Origin of the sequence: Paenibacillus sp. FSL H7-0350, from assembly GCF_038593195.1 — a bacterium.
Taxonomy (GTDB): domain Bacteria; phylum Bacillota; class Bacilli; order Paenibacillales; family Paenibacillaceae; genus Paenibacillus_AQ.
The window spans coordinates 449,245-468,493 of the sequence record NZ_CP151972.1 but is presented as its reverse complement, the minus strand read 5'-3'; the positions used below and the strand labels follow the sequence as shown (position 1 = coordinate 468,493).

Here is a 19,249-nt window from a genome sequence, read left to right as displayed (position 1 = left end):
CTGCAGATTACTGCACAATTCCATTGAAGTCGTGAATTAATGCACAGAATCAGGCTTTTTAAGACTTGTATCGATTCTTGTTCTGCTTATTATTATACATACATGCTTACTAATTCACGACTGTGCATTAAAAGGAGAATATCATAATGAAAATTGCAATTATCGGAGCCACTGGAGGAACGGGAAGAAAAGTAATGGAGCAGGCACTTGCAGCGGGACATGAGGTTATAGCTGTGGTACGCAGACCAGAGGCACTCTCCCCTGCAACTGGGCTTACGATCCGGCAAGGGGATGTATTCGACAAATCCAGCATGATTGGGGCCCTTGCCGGAAGCGAAGCGGTCATCAGTTGTGTTGGTCCTCCAAGCAACGTCTCCCCGGATACTGCCGGCAAGAAGGGCCTGGTAAATCTTAAGGCAGGCAAAAATGTCATGGCGGCCAACTTCTCGCCCGGTACCGTCATGTCAGAAGGAATTACAAATATCCTTGCAGCCTGTCAGCATCACGGAGTTCAGCGGCTGGTGATGCAGAGCGGGATTAATCTGAGTGACGGAAGTGAGTTGTCACTCGTCAACCGCTGGGCTGTCCGCTTGATGCGCCGCATTTTCCGCAAAGCGATTGAGGATAAGGCAGCTGCTGAACAAGCCGTAATGCGCAGCGGATTGGACTGGGTGGTCGTACGGGCGTCCGTGCTTAAATACGCAGAGAGTTCTTCTAAATATACGGCTGGCCCATTGGCCCGCATACATCCGCTCCAGGCGCTGCCTTATGCTGCCTGTGCCGATTGCCTGCTACGTGCGGCAGGCAACGAGCCGACTTGGGTCCGCAAGGTGATCAACGTAGGCCGATAGGGAGCAAGCGAACGAATGAGCAAAAAACAGACACCCCGCAAAGGATGCCTGCCAGGAAAGGCTATTCTGCTCTGTTGACCTTCTTGAAGCTACATCAGTTTCTTGATATCATCCTTGAGTTGCTCGGACTGTGGTCCGAACACAATCTGTACAGCGCCCTGCCCAAGCCGCATAACTCCCGATGCACCAAGCTGCTTAAGCGCGGAATCCTTAACCGCCTTGTCATCATTTACGTTAAGACGCAAGCGGGTAATACAGGCATCGATGCTGCGGATGTTCGCAGGACCGCCGATGTTCTCCAGAATCTTAGCGGCTCTAGAAGAGGACGACACTGTTGTACCGCTCTTGGACAGATCAATCAGGTCCTCTTCCGTCTCATCCTCGCGTCCTGGAGTTTTGAGGTTGAACTTGACGATAATGAACCGGAATAACACATAGTAGAGGACGAAGAAGCCAAGCCCGACTGGAATCAGCACCCACGCATTGGTGGACTGCTTCATGTTAAGCAGGTAATCAATGAGCCCGGCAGAGAATCCGAACCCGAGCTTCACATCCAGCACATACATTAGGAATCCGGCAAAACCCGTCAGCAAAGCGTGTACCAGATACAGCAGCGGTGCGAGGAACATGAAGGAGAATTCCAGCGGCTCCGTGATTCCCGTCAGGAAGGAAGCAATCGCCGATCCGATGAAGATGGACGCGACCATTTTGCGTTTCGACGGTTTGGCTGTATGAATGAATGCCAGGGCTGCGCCCGGCATAGCGAACATCATAATCGGGAAGAAGCCTGTCATGAACATTCCCGCAGTCTTATCTCCGGCGAAGAAGCGTGTCAGATCTCCGTGAACAATATCCCCTGCAGCGTTCGTGAAATCACCGAGCTGGAACCAGGCGATAGCGTTGATTACATGATGCAGGCCGAACGGAAGCAGCAGACGGTTAGCCGTCCCGAATACAAATGCCCCTGCACCGCCGAGACCAACAACCCAGGTACCGAAGTCACTGATGACATCCTGAATCGGGCTCCAGATCATGCCGAACAGCACTGCGAGAATCATGGTGGTGATAGCGGTAATAATGGGTACGAAGCGTTTGCCTGCGAAGAAGCCAAGCCAGTCCGGCATTTTAATATTATGATATTTCTTGTAGAGGTAAGCAGCCCAGGCTCCGGCAAAAATCCCGCCCAGCACGCCCATATTCAGCTTCACATCATCGGCGATGAATGGCATTTGGGCTGGAAGCACCTTAAGAATACTGTCCAGCACCTGATAAGCAATCAGGGCTGACAGCGCGGCAACCGCATCACCTGCGAACCCGATCGCTACCCCTATTGCAAAAATCAGCGCCAGATTACCGAAGATTGCACCCGCACCCGCATTCAGAAAAGGAGCCACATACTGGTTAAGGAATCCCCCTACGGTACTGCCCAGATGGAAATCCTTCTCATAATTAATCAGTCCGAACCCTTGCAGAATGGCTGCCGCCGGTAAAGTTGCCACTGGAAGCATCAGAGATTTCCCTAACTTCTGTAGAAAAGCCAACATAATGAAATCATCCCCCTGGTTTCATATTAATAAGTGTATGTTCTATAGCTGTGAAGCTGCTGTGGTAAGAATACTGCTCGTTCCTGCCGTAACCTGGCCGTAATGACAATTCACCTCCGGGGTTTCCTCCCCGTTACTAGTTACTATCACTGGAGTAATGGTACGGTAGCCCGCAGCCCGGATCGCCTCCAGATCGAATTCGATCAGCGTCTGCCCTGCCTGCACTTCATCTCCGGTGGCAATATGGCTGATGAAGCCCTCTCCCCGCAAGCTGACCGTATCAATTCCAATGTGCATCAGCAGCTGTAGCCCGGAGGCATGCTCCAGGATTAGAGCGTGATTAGTTTTGACCACATGCGCAATTTTCCCGTCAAAAGGTGCCGTTAAACGTCCCTCTATAGGTTCTATGGCGATGCCTTGGCCCATATGCCCACCAGCAAAGGTCTCATCCGGCACTTCCGTTAACGGTACGGACTGTCCGCTGACCGGAGCATATATCTCCAGGCGGGTTACCGCCTCAGTAGGTTTCTCTTCTTTTTTGGCTTTCCATCTCGAAAACATAAAACTCACTCCTTGCCGCTGCTATTTATTCTTCTCTATGGTCTGGAACAGCCGGTGCAGATGCATAGCCAGGAAGCAGATTTCTTCTTCGGGTACGTCTACACTGAGCTTGCCCTGCATGAATGTGCCCATCCTGTGTGCGAGCTTGTATTCATCCTTGAATTCCTTCTTAATATGCTTCACAAAAGGATTGTCGATAAGCGAACCCTTCAGAATCCGTTCAATCGAGAATCTCAAGTGGACCATCAGCCGGACATGATTCATACTGCCCTGCTCGAAGCGGATCTTGCGCTCACTGCGGATCATCTCCATCAGCTCGCTGACAATGTTGGAGGCCTTCACGAGCTGGCCCACCGGCACATTGCTGACCGCAGAATAGACGTGGTAAGTAAGGAAACCGACCTCGTCTTCAGGAATCTGCACTTCAAAGCCTTCGCTGATCTTCTCAGCCGCCTTGGAAGCGATCTCAAATTCCTTGGGGAACGTCATCCGGGTCTCCTCCAGGAATGGATTCACAATGTCCATCCCGCTGCGCAAGCGGAAGATGGTGAATTGGATATGGCTGGGGAGCGCCAAATAGATCTTGTCGTTTAACTTGCCGGAAAACTCACGGGCGATATCAGAGATAATCTCATCCGTGATCTTCATGACTTTGGGATCAATATCCTCCAGCAGAATCTGATACTGACTCCATTCCTCCCGGTCCTCCAGCCGAAACAACTTTTCAATCCGGGGATCATCCGAATCAATAACACCCGTATCCTTAAGCGCAAACCCGATGCCCTTGCCGATAATTACATATTCCTTGCTCTTCTTGCCGCCCTCTACCATCACGACATTATTCCCAATCACCCGCAGCACCTGAAATTGTTCAGTGTCCCTCGCCAAGTTCCCCCTCCTTTCCGCCCATTGCCTGATTTTTTGCACAAAAAAGAGCCAAGACTGGACTCAAAGTAATGAGTACGAATCTTGGCTCATGCCCTGTTAAGGTAACACGCCACTGCATATAAATGATCATTTATGAACCCATCATAAAGCATACCTTGTATCCCCGTCAATGGGTTTTTGGAAAAGTCAAATGTACCGGCACATTCGTGTAATGACGTCCTGCATCATTACCGGCTTGCTGATGAAATCAGTGGCTCCGGCGGCCTGGCAACGCTCACGGTCTTCCTTCATGGTCTTGGCTGAGATCGCTATAATCGGGAGGTCGGTGAGATGCATCTCCTCACGGATAATGGACAGCGTGTCGTAGCCATCCAGAACCGGCATCATAATATCCAGGAGTACGATATCCACCTCCGGCTGCTCTCTAACCACTTGAAGACATTCATACCCTGTCTGAGCGGTAATGATGATCATTCCGTAAGGCTCCAGACCCTTCTGGAGGGCATAAATATTGCGCATATCATCATCTACAATCAGCACAGTTCTGCCTTGCAGCTTGGCATATTCCTTCTCGAACAGGGAGTCCTGGCTAATGCCCGGCTGACCTTCAAGATGGACGGTCTGTGAGTGCTCCGCCCCGGCTGCAGTCTGAGCCAGCTCCGCCGGATGGAACGGTTCTTCTTCACTGTCCAGTTCACGGCAAGGGAGATACAAGGTGAATGTACTGCCCTTGCCCTCATCGCTCTCCAGGCTGATATGTCCGCCAAGTAGCTGAGCCAATTGCTGGGAGATGGATAAGCCCAGACCAGTTCCCCCGAATTTGCGGGCTGTCGTTCCGTCCACCTGGCGGAAGGCCTCGAAGATCAGGTCACGATTCTCCGCGGAGATGCCGATCCCGGTATCCTGTACAGCAAAGGCCAGCACCGGCCCCTGTGTTATGTAACGCTGATCCGAATACGCCGCCAGCTTGGTAATCTCTACGGTAACCGTGCCCTGTTCAGTGAATTTGAAGGCATTGGACAGCAGATTCCGCAGAATCTGATGCAGCCGCATCTCATCGGTGAAGAACAGATCTGGAACCTCCGGGTTCAGAGTCACGTTAAACTCCACATTCTGCGCTTCTGCAAGCTTGCCGAAATAACCCTGCAGCAGCGATGGTAGCTCGGTGAGATTAACGGCATCCATTTCCACCAGCATTTTGCCGGCTTCCACCTTGGAGAGATCCAGAATATCGTTAATCATATTGAGCAGATCACTGCCTGAATTGTAGATGACCGAGGCATAGCCCAGTTCTTCCTCATTTAAGGTATGATTGCGGTTCTCCGTCAGGAGCTGTGAGAGAATCAGCATACTGTTCAGCGGCGTACGCAGCTCATGCGACATATTGGCCAGGAACTCAGACTTGTAACGCGAGCTCTGCTCCAGCTGTTCATTGTACCGCTCCAGCTCGATCGCTGCATTCTCGGCTACATATTTCTGATTCTCAAGCTCCTTGTTCACGGTGAGCAGCTCGCTGGTCTGACTCTGAAGCTCCTCCGTCTGCATCTGCATCTCCTCAGATTGCGTCTGAAGCTCCTCCGATTGAACCTGAAGCTCTTCGTTCATCACCTGCGATTCATGCAGAAGCCTCTGGATCTCCATCCGGGTCTTCACCGAATTCACGGTAACACCCATCATGTCCAGCAATTCCTTCAGCAGCTCGAAATGATACGGTGCCCAATGGGTCAGCGCAGCGATCTCCAGTACGGCAACGGTCTTGTTCTCAAAAATAATCGGAGCGATCACAGCGAATCTGGGTGCCGTTCTGCCCAGAGCAGAGTTGATGTAGATATAGTCATCAGGCAATTGCTCGATCACATTCATCCGCTGATCCAGCGCACATTGACCTGCCAGGCCTACTCCAGGCTGAATAACCTGCGGCCCGATGCGCTCTTCCTTATTCTCTGCGCCTGCATAGGAATAGATGCGCTCGAACAGTTCATCATTATTCACGACATATATAGTGGCATACTGCATTTCCAGCATAACCGACAACCGGCTGACAAAAATTCTGCACAGTGAAGGCATATCAATGGTCTCTTGCAGGGCAATCGACATCGAGGTGAGCTGTTCGCTCATCCACTGCTCCCGCTGCACGTTATCCAGCAGTCCGTTCGTCGCTTCGCTGAGGTCATAGATTTCATCAAGTGTCTTCACCTTAATGCGCTCTGAGCGGTTACCGCCTGAGGCAATGCTGTTGATGGCCTGTATGACGCTGTGCAGAGGATTCACAATGCTGGCCGAGAGCAGATAAGTGATGAGCAGCGCAAGTACGACCACCAATCCCCACAATATGTACATGGTGATCAGCAGCTTATGATTACTGTCCTTCAGGTTGCTGATCCGGTCGTTCGTGAGCGTTCGTTCGATGTCACGGAAGTAATCGGATTGGGAGCGGATCGTGTCGACGAGATTTTTCCCCGTATCGTTGCGAAAAAAAGCGTTGACCGCCTCCGTATTGCCATTCTTCTTCAGCTCAACCACATGCTGCCCGGCGACATCGACCCACTTCTCGATATTATCCGTAACCGTGTCCAGATTCCGCACCTGATTCGGGTTATCGGCAATGAGATTATTCAGCTTAGCTGCATTAATCCTCCACTGTACCAGCCCGTCATTATACGGCACCAGGTAAGACTCATCATCGGTTAGGACGTATCCCCGCTGTCCGGTCTCCATATCGAGTACATTTTTCTCAATTTGATATGTAAGTTCATGAACTTCTATATCATGATCGCTCAAGAACACGGTTTCTTTCTCCAAGCTGTTAATCCGGCCGGAGACTATAATCAGAAATAGGCCTAACATTAATAGTATCATGACATATCCAAGTGCGATTTTGCCGCGGATCTTCAAGTTCCAAGCATGCTTCTCCGGCAATGGTCCAACCCCCGTCCAGAGTTATACTTATGCTGCATATTGTTTATTCTCACGTTGTGGCTGCACAGGGCTTACAAATACCCCTCCGTGCGGGGCACAGGCAATCTGTCCTTGAGCTGACGCACATTGGCTTCCAGCTTGATGATGATATCCTCAAGATCCTGCGGATCGATCCCCTTAATAATCGGCACAGGGGCCGGAGTGGCTGCGGTCTTCACCTCTGCCTTCAGCTCTTTCATCTCAATCTGCTGCTCCTGCCACTTATCCATCAGATCCGCTATGGTGGCATAGAACCGTTCATAATCCTTAATAACGCTGTCCAGGAACGTATCCACCTCTTCGGCATCATAGCCGCGAAGCTTCATACTGAATTCCTTTTCATGAATTGTAAGTGCATCAAGGGTAATACCGAGCTGGCTGAACAGCTTTCTCTGCTTATCCAGCCGCCGTTTCATATGTTCGTCCATTTCATAACCTCCAAGTGTATGCTGCTTTCATCCGGCAGTAATTATTATAACAGGGTGAAAGCAGCCTGAAAATATCACTAAAGTTACAATTCAGCATAGAGATGTCCGCTGATTGCCCTATAACACATGAGCCACTTAACCAAAGACCAATTGAATACACTCCGGGCAGCCCTTAAGGAGCGCAAGGCAGAGCTGGAGCAGCATTTCTCCGGCAATGGAGCTGAAGACAGCCTGCTTGGTGATTCCCTTATTCTCTCTACGGGCGAGCTCTCTTCTGTCGATAACCATCCTGCCGATACAGGAACAGAGACGTTTGAACGAAGCCGCGACCTGTCCATTAATACCTCGCTATCCGAAGAATTAACGGAGGTCGAGGCTGCTCTTGCGCGGATGGATGACGGAACGTACGGCATCTGCGAAGCCAGCAAGCAAGAGATTCCTTATGAACGGCTTGAAGCCATCCCCTACACCCGCTATACCGTGGAACATGCCCTAACCAGCCGCGACACCGGCGCACGTCCTGTGGAAGGAGAGGTCATGACCCCGCCGCCAGCCGGTGCAGGCGAAGGACGTCAGCAGAATAGCGGAAGATTCGATGACGCCGGTACCTGGGAAGCCGTGGAGAATTATGGCAGCGCAAGCTCACCGGTGACCCCGCCGGACCAGGATTCTGAAGATGAGGATTCCTGATCGGCCAGTTCACAGCTTATAAGGCTCGTGGATAGACTGATATTGATGAGTCCGCCGGATCGTGGCCTGATCGATATACATGAGCCCGCCAGCTCGTGGATCTGCCATCAAAAGTTGTCTGCTACCGCTTTATTAAGGATTCCAAGACAACGGTCAAGGTCAGCCTTCACCTGCTTCTTATACAGCTTGGCCTTCTCCTCCCCATCCGAAGTGAAATGATACAAGACAATCTCCTGAAAATCGACCTTCGGGTCGCTCCCCTTGAGCTGCTTGGTGCGGTACAGTATCCCTTGCTGCACTAGCTCATGCAGGGCGCGGTAAATTTCACTTTGGGGAGGCGAATAGCCATGAGCTTTGAAATCTCTGCGCAAATCCTCTAGCATCTGATAACCATACCCTTTGTGCTGCTCCACCATAGTAATCAGGTATACCTTTATAAACGCCCGCTGGGCAATCATAAACGCCATAAGACACCTCCCGGGGTGTTTTTTGTTTGAAATCGTATAGCAGGAAAAACTGTTGCCGCTTGGCAATTCCCACTATTACTCTAGTATAAACTCTATTTCCCAGCTTTCACAACAAGTTATTTAAAATTAGGGAGGATGCCGGGGCAGTACTGTCGTCGAGCAGGGAAATGCTACAATACAGAAAAATGCTACAAATAGTCATTTAGAGAGTTGCCTATTTATCGAGCTATTTGTCGAGAATGGGTAATCTTCACTTTTTCTGTTTTTGAAGTAGATAGGTAAGTGGTTGGTATGGGGTTTAGATGTCGTGGACGAGTGTGGTTGTTGATTTTCGGGCTCCAATTGTGAATTTTTCATATGATGAAATATTGTTTTTAGTGGAAAAACGTATCTTATTTCATCAAACTTCGAGGATTGCACGGCAGCAAGCGGAAAAAAGACCGTTAATTTTACTCGTTTGCCTTCAAGTTGGGGTATTGTGGTTTTTTAAGTGCTCTTTTTCCAATTGTTGCTGTAGATACGCGAAAAGCTCATTAATAAGTGTTGAAAATCCAACTATTCCCCTACTGTAATGACTCGTAGCCTCCAGGCTTGTCCCCTGTCCCGCCTTATGGCTCTATGTAGATCTATGCAGGATCTGAGCAGGTTGGGTGGTTGGTGGTTTGCGGTATGGAATTTGCGGTTTTTTGTGAATTTTTCATATGTTGAATTTATATAATAAGCGGCTGTATGTGTCCTTTCCCTTATGTCACATTATAATGAAGGAATGCGATGCAAGCCGCAAAAAGAACTGCCTGGGGGTTGTCCCGCAGGCAGCTCTTAGAGGGTGCTATATTAGCGGGGAGTGTCCCGCTGTAGGGTTAGATTTTGTCACGGTTGTAGAGATCCGGGTCACGGTCTGCATTCATCGCGCCTCTGTTACCCAAGGTGTTGCCAACCGTTGTGTCCCTAGCGACCAGCTCCGGGTTCGTTGCCCCGCGGTCTGCCAGCGTATCCTCCGGGTACAGGCTGTCGTACCGGCCCGAGTTGAGTGAACGGTTCCCCCGGAACACGGTATGGATATCTCTTCCGCGGCCGTTGTCATCGACCAGGACGAGAATTTTGCCGCTGTCGATGTAGCCTTCGTAATCTCTGGCCTCATCCTCTGGAATGCCGAGTCCGATTAATCCGCCCACTAGACCGCCTGCTCCTACTCCGATGGCAGCCCCTGTTAACGTAGCTGCGATTGGGCCTGCGGCAAGGATTGGACCAATTCCCGGAATGGCCAGCGCACCGATTCCGGCCAGCAGTCCGGTAATTCCGCCTACTACGCCGCCGGTGGCTGCACCTGTAGCAACGCCTTCCGGCGCCATTGTTCCTGTATCTTCGGAGATGTGTTTCAGGTCATCTCGATCCTTCGTTATTACTGAAATCTCATCGTTCGTGAACCCTTGACTCTGCAAACTTTCAATTGCTCTGGTTGCTTCTTGTTCCGTATCGAATACGCCAATAATTTTCTCTGTCACTTGAAGCCCTCCTTCGTAATTGTTGTTCGCTATTGTATTACCCGTTCACGCAGAGCCCAAACAGGAAATGCTTCATCAGCTGCACTAATACCTGATTACCCTCTGATTCTATTTGGAAGGACGGGTACGGCTAGTCGGTACTGCCTCCAGCGGATTATCAGGCCAGTAGTGCTTGGGGTAACGTCCTTTCAGATCTTTTTTCACGTCGAAATAGGTGTTCTGCCAGAAGCTGGCCAGATCTGAGGTAATCTGCATCGGCCTTCTCGCCGGAGACAGCAGGTGCAGCAGTACCGGGACCTTCCCTCCGCCGATCCTCGGCGTATCCGTCTGCCCGAACATCTCCTGCAGCCTGACTGCCAGTACCGGCGCTCCCGGATTGCTGTAATCCAAGGGAACCCGCGAACCGCTCGGTACCGTAATATGCGTCGGCGCCTCTTTGTTCAGCAATTGGCGGCTGTTCCAGTCCAGCATCCCCTCCAGCGCCTGCGTCAGCTTCACCCGCTGCAGATCACGGAGATTCCGCATCCCTTGTATAAAAGGTGCCAGCCATTCCTCCAATGTATCCGTCAACGCCTCATCCGACATATCGGGCCAGTCGGCCCGCAGCGAGTGCACGAATTCCATCCGCTGCCGCAGCTGGAGGGTTCCCTTCTCCCAAGGCAGCAGCTGTAGCCCTTCCGCCGCGATCACCTTCAGCAGTACGCTCTCTGTCTCCTCGGAAGTAGCCCGCTCATGGGTCGTTTGCTTCAGAATGAGCGCCCCCAGCCGGGTCACTCTTCGCGCCTTGACGCTTCCGCTCTCACTGTCCCAGTAGACTTCGCGCTCCTCCAGAAGGCTGTCCACATGATGCTTCAGCAGGTCCTGCTCGGAGAGCGCTGCGGCAAGCATAATCCGGCTCTGCCCGGCACGGTCATCCACGCCGGGTGCCACGATGTAAGGCGAGCGCGCCAGCGGCTGCCCCTCGCGCATCGCCGCCCCCCGGCCGCCGGAGAGCAGGAACGCGCCATTGCCGCGTCCCTGCCCGATGCGGTCGGGATAGGCGAACGACAGCAGCAGGCCGCTGCGGCTGATGTCGCCGGGCCCTTCGCCCGGCGCTGCCTGCAGCTGCGCCAGGAAGCTGCGGCTCTCGCGCTGCACCGCGCGCAAGGCCGCCGGGTCCGCTCCGCCGCTGCTGGCGGAGCGCTCGAACCTGAGCAGCGCCTCCACGCGCAGCGTGAGGTCGCTATCTAGAGCCGCGGGACCCTTGAAGAGGTCCCGCTCTTGCAGCAGCGCAGCGAGCTTGGCGGCGAGCGGCGCAGCTGCAAGGTCTGCCGCGCGCAGCAGCATATGCGCGATGCGCGGGTGCGCGCCAAGCACGGCCATGCTGCGGCCGTGCGGCGTAATGGCGCCGCCGGCGTCCAGCGCGCCGAGCTGGCGTAGCAGCGCCGTGGCTTGCGCGTAAGGCGCGGCAGGCGGCGCGTCCAGCCAGGCGAGCGCTCCCGGCTCCGGCACGCCCCAGAGCGCCAGCTCCAGGGCGAGCTGCGCCAGGTCGGTCTCCATGATCTCAGGGACGCTATCGTCCGGCAGATGATCATGCGCCTCCCGGCTCCACAGCCTGTAGCAGACGCCCGGCGCTGTGCGGCCTGCCCGGCCGCGCCGCTGGTCGGCCGATGCTTTCGAGACCGGCACCGTCGTTAAGCGCGGCATGCCGGTACGCGCAGAGAATACCTGCGTCCGGCGAAGCCCCGTGTCAATCACGGTGCGTACCCCTTCTATTGTCAGACTCGTCTCGGCAATGGAGGTTGCCAGCACAACCTTCCGCTCGCCTTCGACCGCAGGAGCCACTGCCGCATCCTGCTGGTGCTGCGGCAACTGGCCATAGAGCGGCCGCAGCACCGTTCCCGGCGGCAGGCTTCCTGACGCCAGCTCCTGCTCCGTCCGGCGGATCTCCCGCTCTCCGGGCAGAAAAACAAGCACATCCCCAGGCTGCTCAGCGAGCACCCGGCGGACAGCGGCAGCTGCAGACTTCTCAGGAGTAGCATTACTTGCCTCAGGCATATAGATCGTATCCACAGGATAGGTGCGGCCCGGGCATTGCAGGACTGGCGCTTCCCCCAGCAGAGAAGCTACGCGGTCTCCGTCCAGAGTCGCCGACATCACCAGAATGCGCAGATCCTCTCGCAGCACACTCTGCGCTTCAAGCGCCAGTGCCAGTCCAAGATCCGCATGCAGACTACGCTCATGGAACTCATCGAAGATCACAAGCCCCACATCCCCAAGCGAAGGATCGCTCTGGAGCATTCTCGTCAGCACGCCTTCCGTCACTACAACAATGCGTGTATTCCGCCCCACCCGGGTATCCATCCGCATACGGTAGCCTACAGTCTGTCCCACACTCTCTCCCAGACATGCAGCCATATAAGCTGCGGCCGAACGGGCTGCGAGGCGTCTGGGCTCCAGCATCAGAATAGTTTTACCGGCCAGCCAAGGCTCCTCCAAAAAAGCAGGCGGCACCGCCGTTGTCTTCCCCGCTCCAGGCTCAGCAATCAGAACCGCCGCTGCACGGCCTATCAGAATTCTCTTCAGGTCAGGGAGCACCTGCATAATTGGAAGCTGCTTCATTTCATCTCTCCATCATCTGCTAAAAGTTAAGTTAAAGCTCCATCTCCCTATCATCGGCGAATTCATTCCAGATATCAAGCGGTTCGTTGCTGCATCTTCATACAAAAAGACTCCGGTTCCATGAACCGGAGATCTCATATCACTTGTCACAATTCTTCTATCTTCCATCCGCCCAGTCGCCCTGCCATATCACTAACTACTCACCACCATCCCGTTCCACCCCGGCCAGCCGCTGCCCGATCGCGTCCCCGTAATCCGCATATGCAGCATTGCCTTCAAGACCCCGTTCCTGCATAAGCATCTGAAGACGCAGCCGCTTCAGCGAGAGCTTGCCCTCCAGCTCCTTGCGTTCCCCGGCAGTGCTGTTGCCGCTGCGGTGGCAAGCCACCAGCAGCTCTTCGAGTGTTACACACTCTGCCCGCAACGTCATTTCCTCCGGCAACAGCCCGGCGTTCTTCATAATCTTGTAGGACATCCGCAATTCCTCCGGTACGCCGGAGAGATCCTCCAGCGCAAGCGGCTTACCGTGCCCCGGCAGATTGGAGAACTCTCCGCTGCGCATCGCTTCCTGAATTCTCTGTTCTGCAAGCCAAGATAATATAGCCATATACACCGCACCTTTCATCAGCAACTGAGGATCTCTTCTTCATTACATCCGGCTGATCTGCCGCCACAGCTTTGCCCTCATTTTACCACAGCCGCTGATGAAATTCCTTCCGCTGCCCTGCTACAGCTACCGTTTATTTCTGCTTATGATAGCCGCGCTCCCCGTAAGGAGACAACTGCTCCAGCCACTTACTCTCCATGTCCGGCAGCATCTTGCGGTACTTCTTCAGCTCCAGCACATCCGCCACGAAATCCTCCTCAGGCTTAATCTGCTCCAGCACCTCGAAGCGGAAGCCGGCTTCACCGCGTTCATTCCAGTCTTCCTGCAGCGCCTTATTGTCATGGCCTTTGATATCCAGCATGAACTTATGCTTATTCCAGACCCCGTCCAGATTCAGACTGCTGCCCACATACATTTTGTCGTTGCCGGTATTCACAATCCGGTATATCCCCATCGGCCTGTGCGAGTGCGCATAATTATATCCCAATTCCTTGCGTCTGGTTTTGTCCGTCATTTCTTCTCTCCCCTTCTTCTCTCCGTTATAAGTTCACCCAGTAGCTGCTTCCGTCTTCTTCACGATCCAGCAGCCCGTAATCGATCAGATACCGCCGGAGCGTCACGTAATCGGGGTAAGCCGCTTCGAGCACCGCATTAATTTCCTTCTCACTGTACCTGCGTCCTGTCTCAAAACGCTGCAGCAAATGGCGCAGAATAGCCGCCTTCCGCTTCTGCCGCTTAGGGAACTCTGACAACGGGCCGTCCGGCCCTTGTTTGAAATAGGTGCCCAGAATATCGGCGTTCTCCTGCTCGGTAATCGCGAACCGTTCATCAACCATCACAGCCGTACGCGGAATACTCACAAAAGGAGACGAAGCTCCCGGCTTCTCCTCAGCCAGCTCCATAACCGCCAGAAACAGCTTGGCCTGCTTCACCTTCTCGCGAAGCGTGAACCGGTGGTTACGCACCGTGGAGGTGCTGCCGATTCCCAGCTCCTTGGCTGCTTCTGCATCGCTAAGACTTTGGCGGAAGGCCTGCAGCAGCCCCTTTTGCAATTCGGTTAACCCGCTCAGCTTCTTGTCCAGCGTCAGCAGCCAGTTGAACATCCCGCGATGAACCCTGTCCACATGCAGAGCGGCGAACTTCTCCGCTTCGTAATACTGCCCGCCATCCTGATAGATCAAGCCCTTCTCGAAGGCAACACCGCAGACCAGACAATGGTACTTTTCCGTCCGCTCTTCCGTCTCCACACTATAGCCCTGCTTCAATTCTGCAATGGACGCATTCCAGAATTTCTCCGATATCCGCACCGCCCCATTCTCTTCTGTCAACTGGATCATCACACCCTTTGTTTACTTTTATATAGACATATTATCATTTCGTTTGTTATTTTACAACCATCTAATTAGATTGTTTGCTGCAAAAGAAAAACACCGCCACTCATGGCAGTGTCTCTGGATCCCGAAGGATCGCTATTTATCAGTTCTTATAATGCAGACGAAGCCTAAGACAGCAACGACTCCGCACCGTCAATCACAATCTGCGAGCCGGTAATATGAATGGATTCATCCGAGGCCAGGAAGGCAACCAGATCGGCGACATTCTCCGGTTTGCCAGGTCCGTCTGCCAGCGGCTGTGCTCCTTCAGGGAATTCAATTGGAATAACAATCGACTCCACATCATCGTTCCACTCTGTGCTCTCGTCGATATTCGTGGCAATCGCTCCCGGACAAATGACATTAACACGGATTTTGAACTTAGCCAGCTCCAGTGCAGCCATCTTGGCAAAAGCGACCTGACCGGCCTTAGTGGTACTATATGGTGACCAGCCGAAGCTGGTAAATCTGCTGTTGCCGTTGATCGAGCTGGTAATAATAATGCTGCCCTTGCCCTTCGCCTTCAGATGGGGAATGCTGTATTTCAGCGTTAGAAAGGTGCCTGTGAGGTTGACCGACAGGGTCTTCTCCCAATCAGTTACGCTCAGCTCCTCAATCGGCCCTACTACTCCGTTAATACCTGCATTGGCGAACACAATATCCAGACCTCCGAAATGCTCCACGGTTCTGCGCACCGCTTCCTCCATCCGCCCGGCATCCGAAGTATCCACATCAATCGCTAATGCACAGTCCTTGCGCAGCTTGTTCAGCTTCTGTTCCAGGATAGAGGTACGTTCGTTCACCAGATCGAACAAGGCGACATTCGCACCTTCACGTGCCAGCTGGATCGCTGCCGCTCTGCCGATTCCCGAGCCCGCACCTGTAATTATGGCTGTTTTCCCCTGAAAACGTTGCTTTTTTGCTATATTTGGGCTCATATGTACACTCTCCTTCCGCGGATACCATTCTGCTTGTAATGGCTCTGTTTCAAGATTACCCAATTGGTGCTTGATTATAATCATGTTATGCAAAAAATTGCACAAACCTTGTGCAACATGCACAGCAAATCTGCTAACTATGCCCAAAGTGCAGCTTACCAGCAACAGCAAAGACCCCACATCTGCGGGGTCTCTCCTCTAACGTATTTAATTCTCCAGCTGCCGTACATCCACCTTGACGGTAAGTTTGCCCGCTCCTCCACGGTATACGCCTTTGACCGGAACAATATCCTTATAATCCCGTCCATGCCCAAGCTTGATATACCGCCAGTTCACTTCAACATTATTGGTCGGATCGAAGCCCAGCCAGCCCGTACCCGGAATATGCGTCTCCACCCAGGCATGTGAGGCCTGTTCGAAGTTGGCATTGCCCCCCTGCAGGTCTCCGACAAAATGGTACCCGCTCACATAACGTGAGGGCAAGCCGACACTGCGGCAGACCGCAATCATCAGATGCGCATAGTCCTGGCAGACTCCGCGCTTGAGCATCAGTGCTCTTTTTACCGTAGTATTGACGCTAGTCGCCTCAGGATCGTACGTAAACTGCTCATAGATCGTGGACGACAGCTTCTTAATCCATTCATACATATCTTCTGCTTCCTCAAAAGGATGCTGCGACGCGAATTCCACCAGCTCCGGCGTCACCTCGGTGTACCGGGTAGGCAGAATAAACTCTATATAGCGGTTCTGAAACTTCTCGTCATTCAGCAGCTTCACCTGCTCCTCCAGCGGGATATGCGGCAGATCCGTGCCTTGCGCCTTGTCGAGCGTGACCACGGTAGCTTTGGTGTGGATCACCATTTCCGTATGCGGCTTATTCACCGAATAGGCATGGACCCGGTTGCCGAAGAAATCCTCATAGGTCAGCAGATTGGCCGCCGGATGCACCTCCACCTCATGGTGATAGCAGGATTGCCGGTAGTTCGTGCGCGGCGTCAGCCTGATCTCATTGACACTGTCCGTCACCGGCTCGGGGTAGCTGTAGGTGGTTGTGTGATTGATTTGTATTTTCATACCGAGACTCCTTCACGGCGAAAAAAAGCACCGTCCATCGTTCTGCCGAGCCTCTGACAGGATATCATCAGTGACTCCAGCACATCCAAGGCCAGGTCCCCGGACATCTCATCCTTCTCCATATAATCCAGCTCCGCTTTGATCTTGCCCGCCTGCCGGATCACCTTCTCATGCCCCGAGCCTTTCTCTGTAGTGTCCAGCTCCAGCTTGGCCAGATGCTCCTCCAGCTTGTGGAACGAGAAACGGATCGAACGGGGAAAGAACGGGTTCACAATCAGGAATTCCAGAATGCACTCCGGCGACATATCATCGGCATAATACCGGCGGAAGGACTGATAGCCGCTTACCGATTTCAGCACGGCCTGAAGCTGGGTATAGATGGAGCTGATATCCTTCGACTTGCAGGATACCGTGACGGTCTGCAGGATACGTGTCGTATTCTCTGCCCGCTCCAAGAACCGGCCGCTCTCAATGAAATGCCATTCATTGCCCCGCAGCATCACCGATTGCTCCGCACCGAGGAACATCGCCGCCCGTTCCTTAACTTGCTGATAGAATTGATGGGGACCGCGCATGATATCCGCTACTGACTGCTCCCCCAGCCACAGGTTGAAGCCGTTGACAATATCCCACAGCTCACTCGGCAGATGCTGGCGCAGGGTGCGCAGATTGTTCCTAGCCTGATGCACACAGGAGAACAGGGAGTTGGTATTCCCCAGATCCAGCGTGATGAAGGACAATACATCCTGCTCGCTGAAGCTCTCAAACTGCCGCAGATATTCGCCTCGCACCCCAAGCGCGTCAATCAGGCGCGACCACTTGTGGCCCTCTTCCTGGAAATCCTCTTCCTGCTGGATATGATAATGTACATCGATCAGCCGGGCGTGATTCTCAGCCCGTTCAATATACCGGCCGATCCAGAATAGAGCCTCCGCATTGCGATTCAGCATTCTAGCCACCCCTTTACCTTAGAAAAGTCTCTAGGCCATTACCCAGGTATCCTTCACTCCGCCGCCTTGGGAGGAGTTCACGACCAGCGAGCCTTCACGCATCGCCACCCGGGTCAGGCCCCCTGGAATGACATGCGGCTTGCGGTCAGCCCCCATCAGTACAAATGCTCTCAGATCGATATGCCGCGGAGCCATGTTGCCTTCTGACAAGACCGGCGCACGGGACAGCGACATAATCGGCTGGGCGATATAACGCTCGGGTTCTGCCAGTATTTTGAGCCGGAAGTCTATGAGCTCCTCCTTCGTCGCCTCACTTCCAATAAGCATGCCGTAGCCCCCGGAGAGAGATGTCTCCTTCACGACCATTTCAGACAGATGATCCAGCACATACTGGCGCTCTTGCGGCCGTGACAGCAGATAGGTCGGCACATTGCCCAAGATCGGCTCTTCATTGAGATAATAGCGGATCATATCCGGCACATACACATACATGGCCTTGTCATCGGCTACCCCGGTTCCCGGCGCATTGGCAATCGCGATATTTCCTGCCCGGTAGGCATTCATCAGACCTGCAACCCCAAGCAGCGAACTGGGCTGAAAAGCAAGCGGATCAATGAAATCATCATCCAGCCGGCGGTACAGCACATCGACCTTGCGCAGCCCGTTCATTACCTTCAGGTAGATTTTGTGATCCTGCGCGACCAGGTCGCGGCCCTCAACGAGATGGATCCCCATCTGCTGTGCCAGAAAAGCATGTTCATAATAAGCCGAATTGTATTCCCCCGGTGTCAGTAGAGCAATGACCGGGTCTTTGGTCCGGGACGGGGACAGGCTGCGCAGCACGGAGAGGAAACGGTTCAGGCTGTGATCCACATCGCGGATGGAGCTGGCAAACGACAACTCAGGAAACAACTGGTTCATGAGTGATCTGCCTTTGAACAGATACGAGAAGCCAGAGGGTGTACGCAGATTATCCTCAAGCACATAATACTCGCCGTCATGGTGCCGGATCAGATCGATTCCGGAAGTGGTGATGTACGCACCGCCGGGCACGCGGAGGCCGGACATTTCCGGCCGGAAATAACAGTTCGAAATAATCATCCGCCGCGGCACTATGCCGTCCTTCACGATGTATTGCTCATGGTAAATATCATGAATGAACAGATTCAGTGCCGTAATACGCTGCACGATGCCCGCCTCCAGCCGTTCCCATTCCCCCTTGGGGATAATGCGCGGAATCATGTCAAACGGAATCGTCCGCTCCATAGGCTGATCCTGTGCCGGGTTATACAGCGTAAAAGTAATACCTTCTTCCATCATCCGACGCTGCATCAGCTTCTGCTTGTCTTGCAGCTCTTCGGGGCTCATCCCGGAAAACATGCGGTTCACATGCTTGTAATGAGGCCGGACGTTCCGTTCATCCGCATACATCTCATCATAGAAATGCTGCAGCGGATACGGTGACAGACCGGGCAAAGGATCTAGTTTGGACATGAGCCCGACTCCTCTCGGATCAGTATAATGTGTTATGTTTCTTAACAAATAAGTTCAAAATATAAAAATTCACCACAAAAATATGATTTACTACCTTCATAATACGTAAATAATATTATCCATGTCAATATATATAACAGCAAAATGGAGTTTCTGAACCATACTACGGTTTGAAATCGCTTCCTTTCTCTTAAACTTGCTTTTGGGGGCGCGTTGCATTTATTCCACATCCAATTGTATGCCGGAGTGCTGACAAGCATTACTATTATGAATTTTTCATATAATGTATTTTTAATATATTGATGAACTGGAGAACTACA

At 52.9% G+C, this 19,249-nt stretch carries 17 protein-coding genes; 2 read left to right on the top strand and 15 right to left on the bottom strand.

Features of this window, described 5'->3' with window-relative positions; all coding sequences use genetic code 11:
* Positions 1 to 146 precede the first annotated feature (146 nt).
* Entirely contained in the window at positions 147 to 851 is a 705-nt protein-coding gene (locus NYE24_RS02300) for an NAD(P)H-binding protein (protein WP_342477916.1), read from the top strand.
* 89 nt (positions 852 to 940) lie between these two features.
* On the opposite strand, the gene nagE is transcribed toward NYE24_RS02300, so the two are convergent.
* The 5 genes from nagE to NYE24_RS02275 all read right to left on the bottom strand — a co-directional run bounded on the left by nagE (position 941) and on the right by NYE24_RS02275 (position 7,230).
* Complete coding sequence (gene nagE / locus NYE24_RS02295; RefSeq protein ID WP_076154010.1) at positions 941 to 2,395, bottom strand: N-acetylglucosamine-specific PTS transporter subunit IIBC; 1,455 nt, start codon at positions 2,393 to 2,395, stop codon at positions 941 to 943.
* A gap of 42 nt (positions 2,396 to 2,437) precedes the next feature.
* A complete protein-coding gene (locus tag NYE24_RS02290) occupies positions 2,438 to 2,956 on the bottom strand; it encodes a PTS glucose transporter subunit IIA (protein ID WP_036694139.1) in 519 nt (172 codons plus the stop codon).
* Positions 2,957 to 2,977: 21 nt separating this feature from the next.
* Positions 2,978 to 3,844, bottom strand: coding sequence for a PRD domain-containing protein (locus NYE24_RS02285; protein WP_342477915.1), 867 nt, complete (start codon positions 3,842 to 3,844; stop codon positions 2,978 to 2,980).
* A 186-nt stretch (positions 3,845 to 4,030) separates the two neighbouring features.
* Positions 4,031 to 6,763 carry a CHASE3 domain-containing protein gene (locus tag NYE24_RS02280; protein WP_342477914.1) on the bottom strand — a complete coding sequence of 911 codons (2,733 nt, stop codon included), beginning with the start codon at positions 6,761 to 6,763 and terminating at the stop codon, positions 4,031 to 4,033.
* Between the two features lie 71 nt (positions 6,764 to 6,834).
* Positions 6,835 to 7,230 (bottom strand): DivIVA domain-containing protein, encoded by a 396-nt coding sequence (locus tag NYE24_RS02275; protein WP_036694144.1) that lies wholly within the window; start codon positions 7,228 to 7,230, stop codon positions 6,835 to 6,837.
* A 126-nt stretch (positions 7,231 to 7,356) separates the two neighbouring features.
* Between NYE24_RS02275 and NYE24_RS02270 the strand changes: the two genes are divergently transcribed.
* Entirely contained in the window at positions 7,357 to 7,920 is a 564-nt protein-coding gene (locus tag NYE24_RS02270) for a TraR/DksA C4-type zinc finger protein (RefSeq protein WP_036694146.1), read from the top strand.
* A gap of 107 nt (positions 7,921 to 8,027) precedes the next feature.
* Here the strand turns inward: NYE24_RS02270 and NYE24_RS02265 are convergent, their stop codons facing one another.
* The 10 genes from NYE24_RS02265 to NYE24_RS02220 all read right to left on the bottom strand — a co-directional run bounded on the left by NYE24_RS02265 (position 8,028) and on the right by NYE24_RS02220 (position 18,929).
* Entirely contained in the window at positions 8,028 to 8,387 is a 360-nt protein-coding gene (locus NYE24_RS02265) for a helix-turn-helix transcriptional regulator (RefSeq protein WP_036694148.1), read from the bottom strand.
* An 860-nt stretch (positions 8,388 to 9,247) separates the two neighbouring features.
* On the bottom strand, positions 9,248 to 9,892 hold the full coding sequence (locus tag NYE24_RS02260) for a general stress protein (RefSeq protein WP_342477913.1): 645 nt from the start codon (positions 9,890 to 9,892) through the stop codon (positions 9,248 to 9,250).
* Between the two features lie 108 nt (positions 9,893 to 10,000).
* Positions 10,001 to 12,493 carry an ATP-dependent helicase HrpB gene (gene hrpB, locus NYE24_RS02255; protein WP_342477912.1) on the bottom strand — a complete coding sequence of 831 codons (2,493 nt, stop codon included), beginning with the start codon at positions 12,491 to 12,493 and terminating at the stop codon, positions 10,001 to 10,003.
* Positions 12,494 to 12,689: 196 nt separating this feature from the next.
* Entirely contained in the window at positions 12,690 to 13,100 is a 411-nt protein-coding gene (locus NYE24_RS02250) for a DnaJ family domain-containing protein (RefSeq protein WP_076154151.1), read from the bottom strand.
* A gap of 133 nt (positions 13,101 to 13,233) precedes the next feature.
* Positions 13,234 to 13,614, bottom strand: a complete 381-nt coding sequence (locus NYE24_RS02245) for a GIY-YIG nuclease family protein (RefSeq protein WP_342477911.1) — start codon at positions 13,612 to 13,614, stop codon at positions 13,234 to 13,236.
* Positions 13,615 to 13,639: 25 nt separating this feature from the next.
* Positions 13,640 to 14,437 carry a DUF2087 domain-containing protein gene (locus tag NYE24_RS02240; protein ID WP_342477910.1) on the bottom strand — a complete coding sequence of 266 codons (798 nt, stop codon included), beginning with the start codon at positions 14,435 to 14,437 and terminating at the stop codon, positions 13,640 to 13,642.
* A gap of 164 nt (positions 14,438 to 14,601) precedes the next feature.
* A complete protein-coding gene (locus tag NYE24_RS02235; protein ID WP_036694154.1) occupies positions 14,602 to 15,411 on the bottom strand; it encodes an SDR family NAD(P)-dependent oxidoreductase in 810 nt (269 codons plus the stop codon).
* 207 nt (positions 15,412 to 15,618) lie between these two features.
* Positions 15,619 to 16,485, bottom strand: a complete 867-nt coding sequence (locus tag NYE24_RS02230) for a transglutaminase family protein (protein ID WP_036694155.1) — start codon at positions 16,483 to 16,485, stop codon at positions 15,619 to 15,621.
* Positions 16,482 to 17,435: an alpha-E domain-containing protein gene (locus NYE24_RS02225; RefSeq protein WP_036694156.1), complete on the bottom strand. Its 954-nt coding sequence runs from the start codon at positions 17,433 to 17,435 to the stop codon at positions 16,482 to 16,484. Before NYE24_RS02225 ends, NYE24_RS02230 begins: the two co-directional genes overlap by 4 nt.
* Positions 17,436 to 17,465: 30 nt before the next feature.
* Positions 17,466 to 18,929 carry a circularly permuted type 2 ATP-grasp protein gene (locus NYE24_RS02220; RefSeq protein ID WP_036694158.1) on the bottom strand — a complete coding sequence of 488 codons (1,464 nt, stop codon included), beginning with the start codon at positions 18,927 to 18,929 and terminating at the stop codon, positions 17,466 to 17,468.
* Positions 18,930 to 19,249 lie beyond the last annotated feature (320 nt).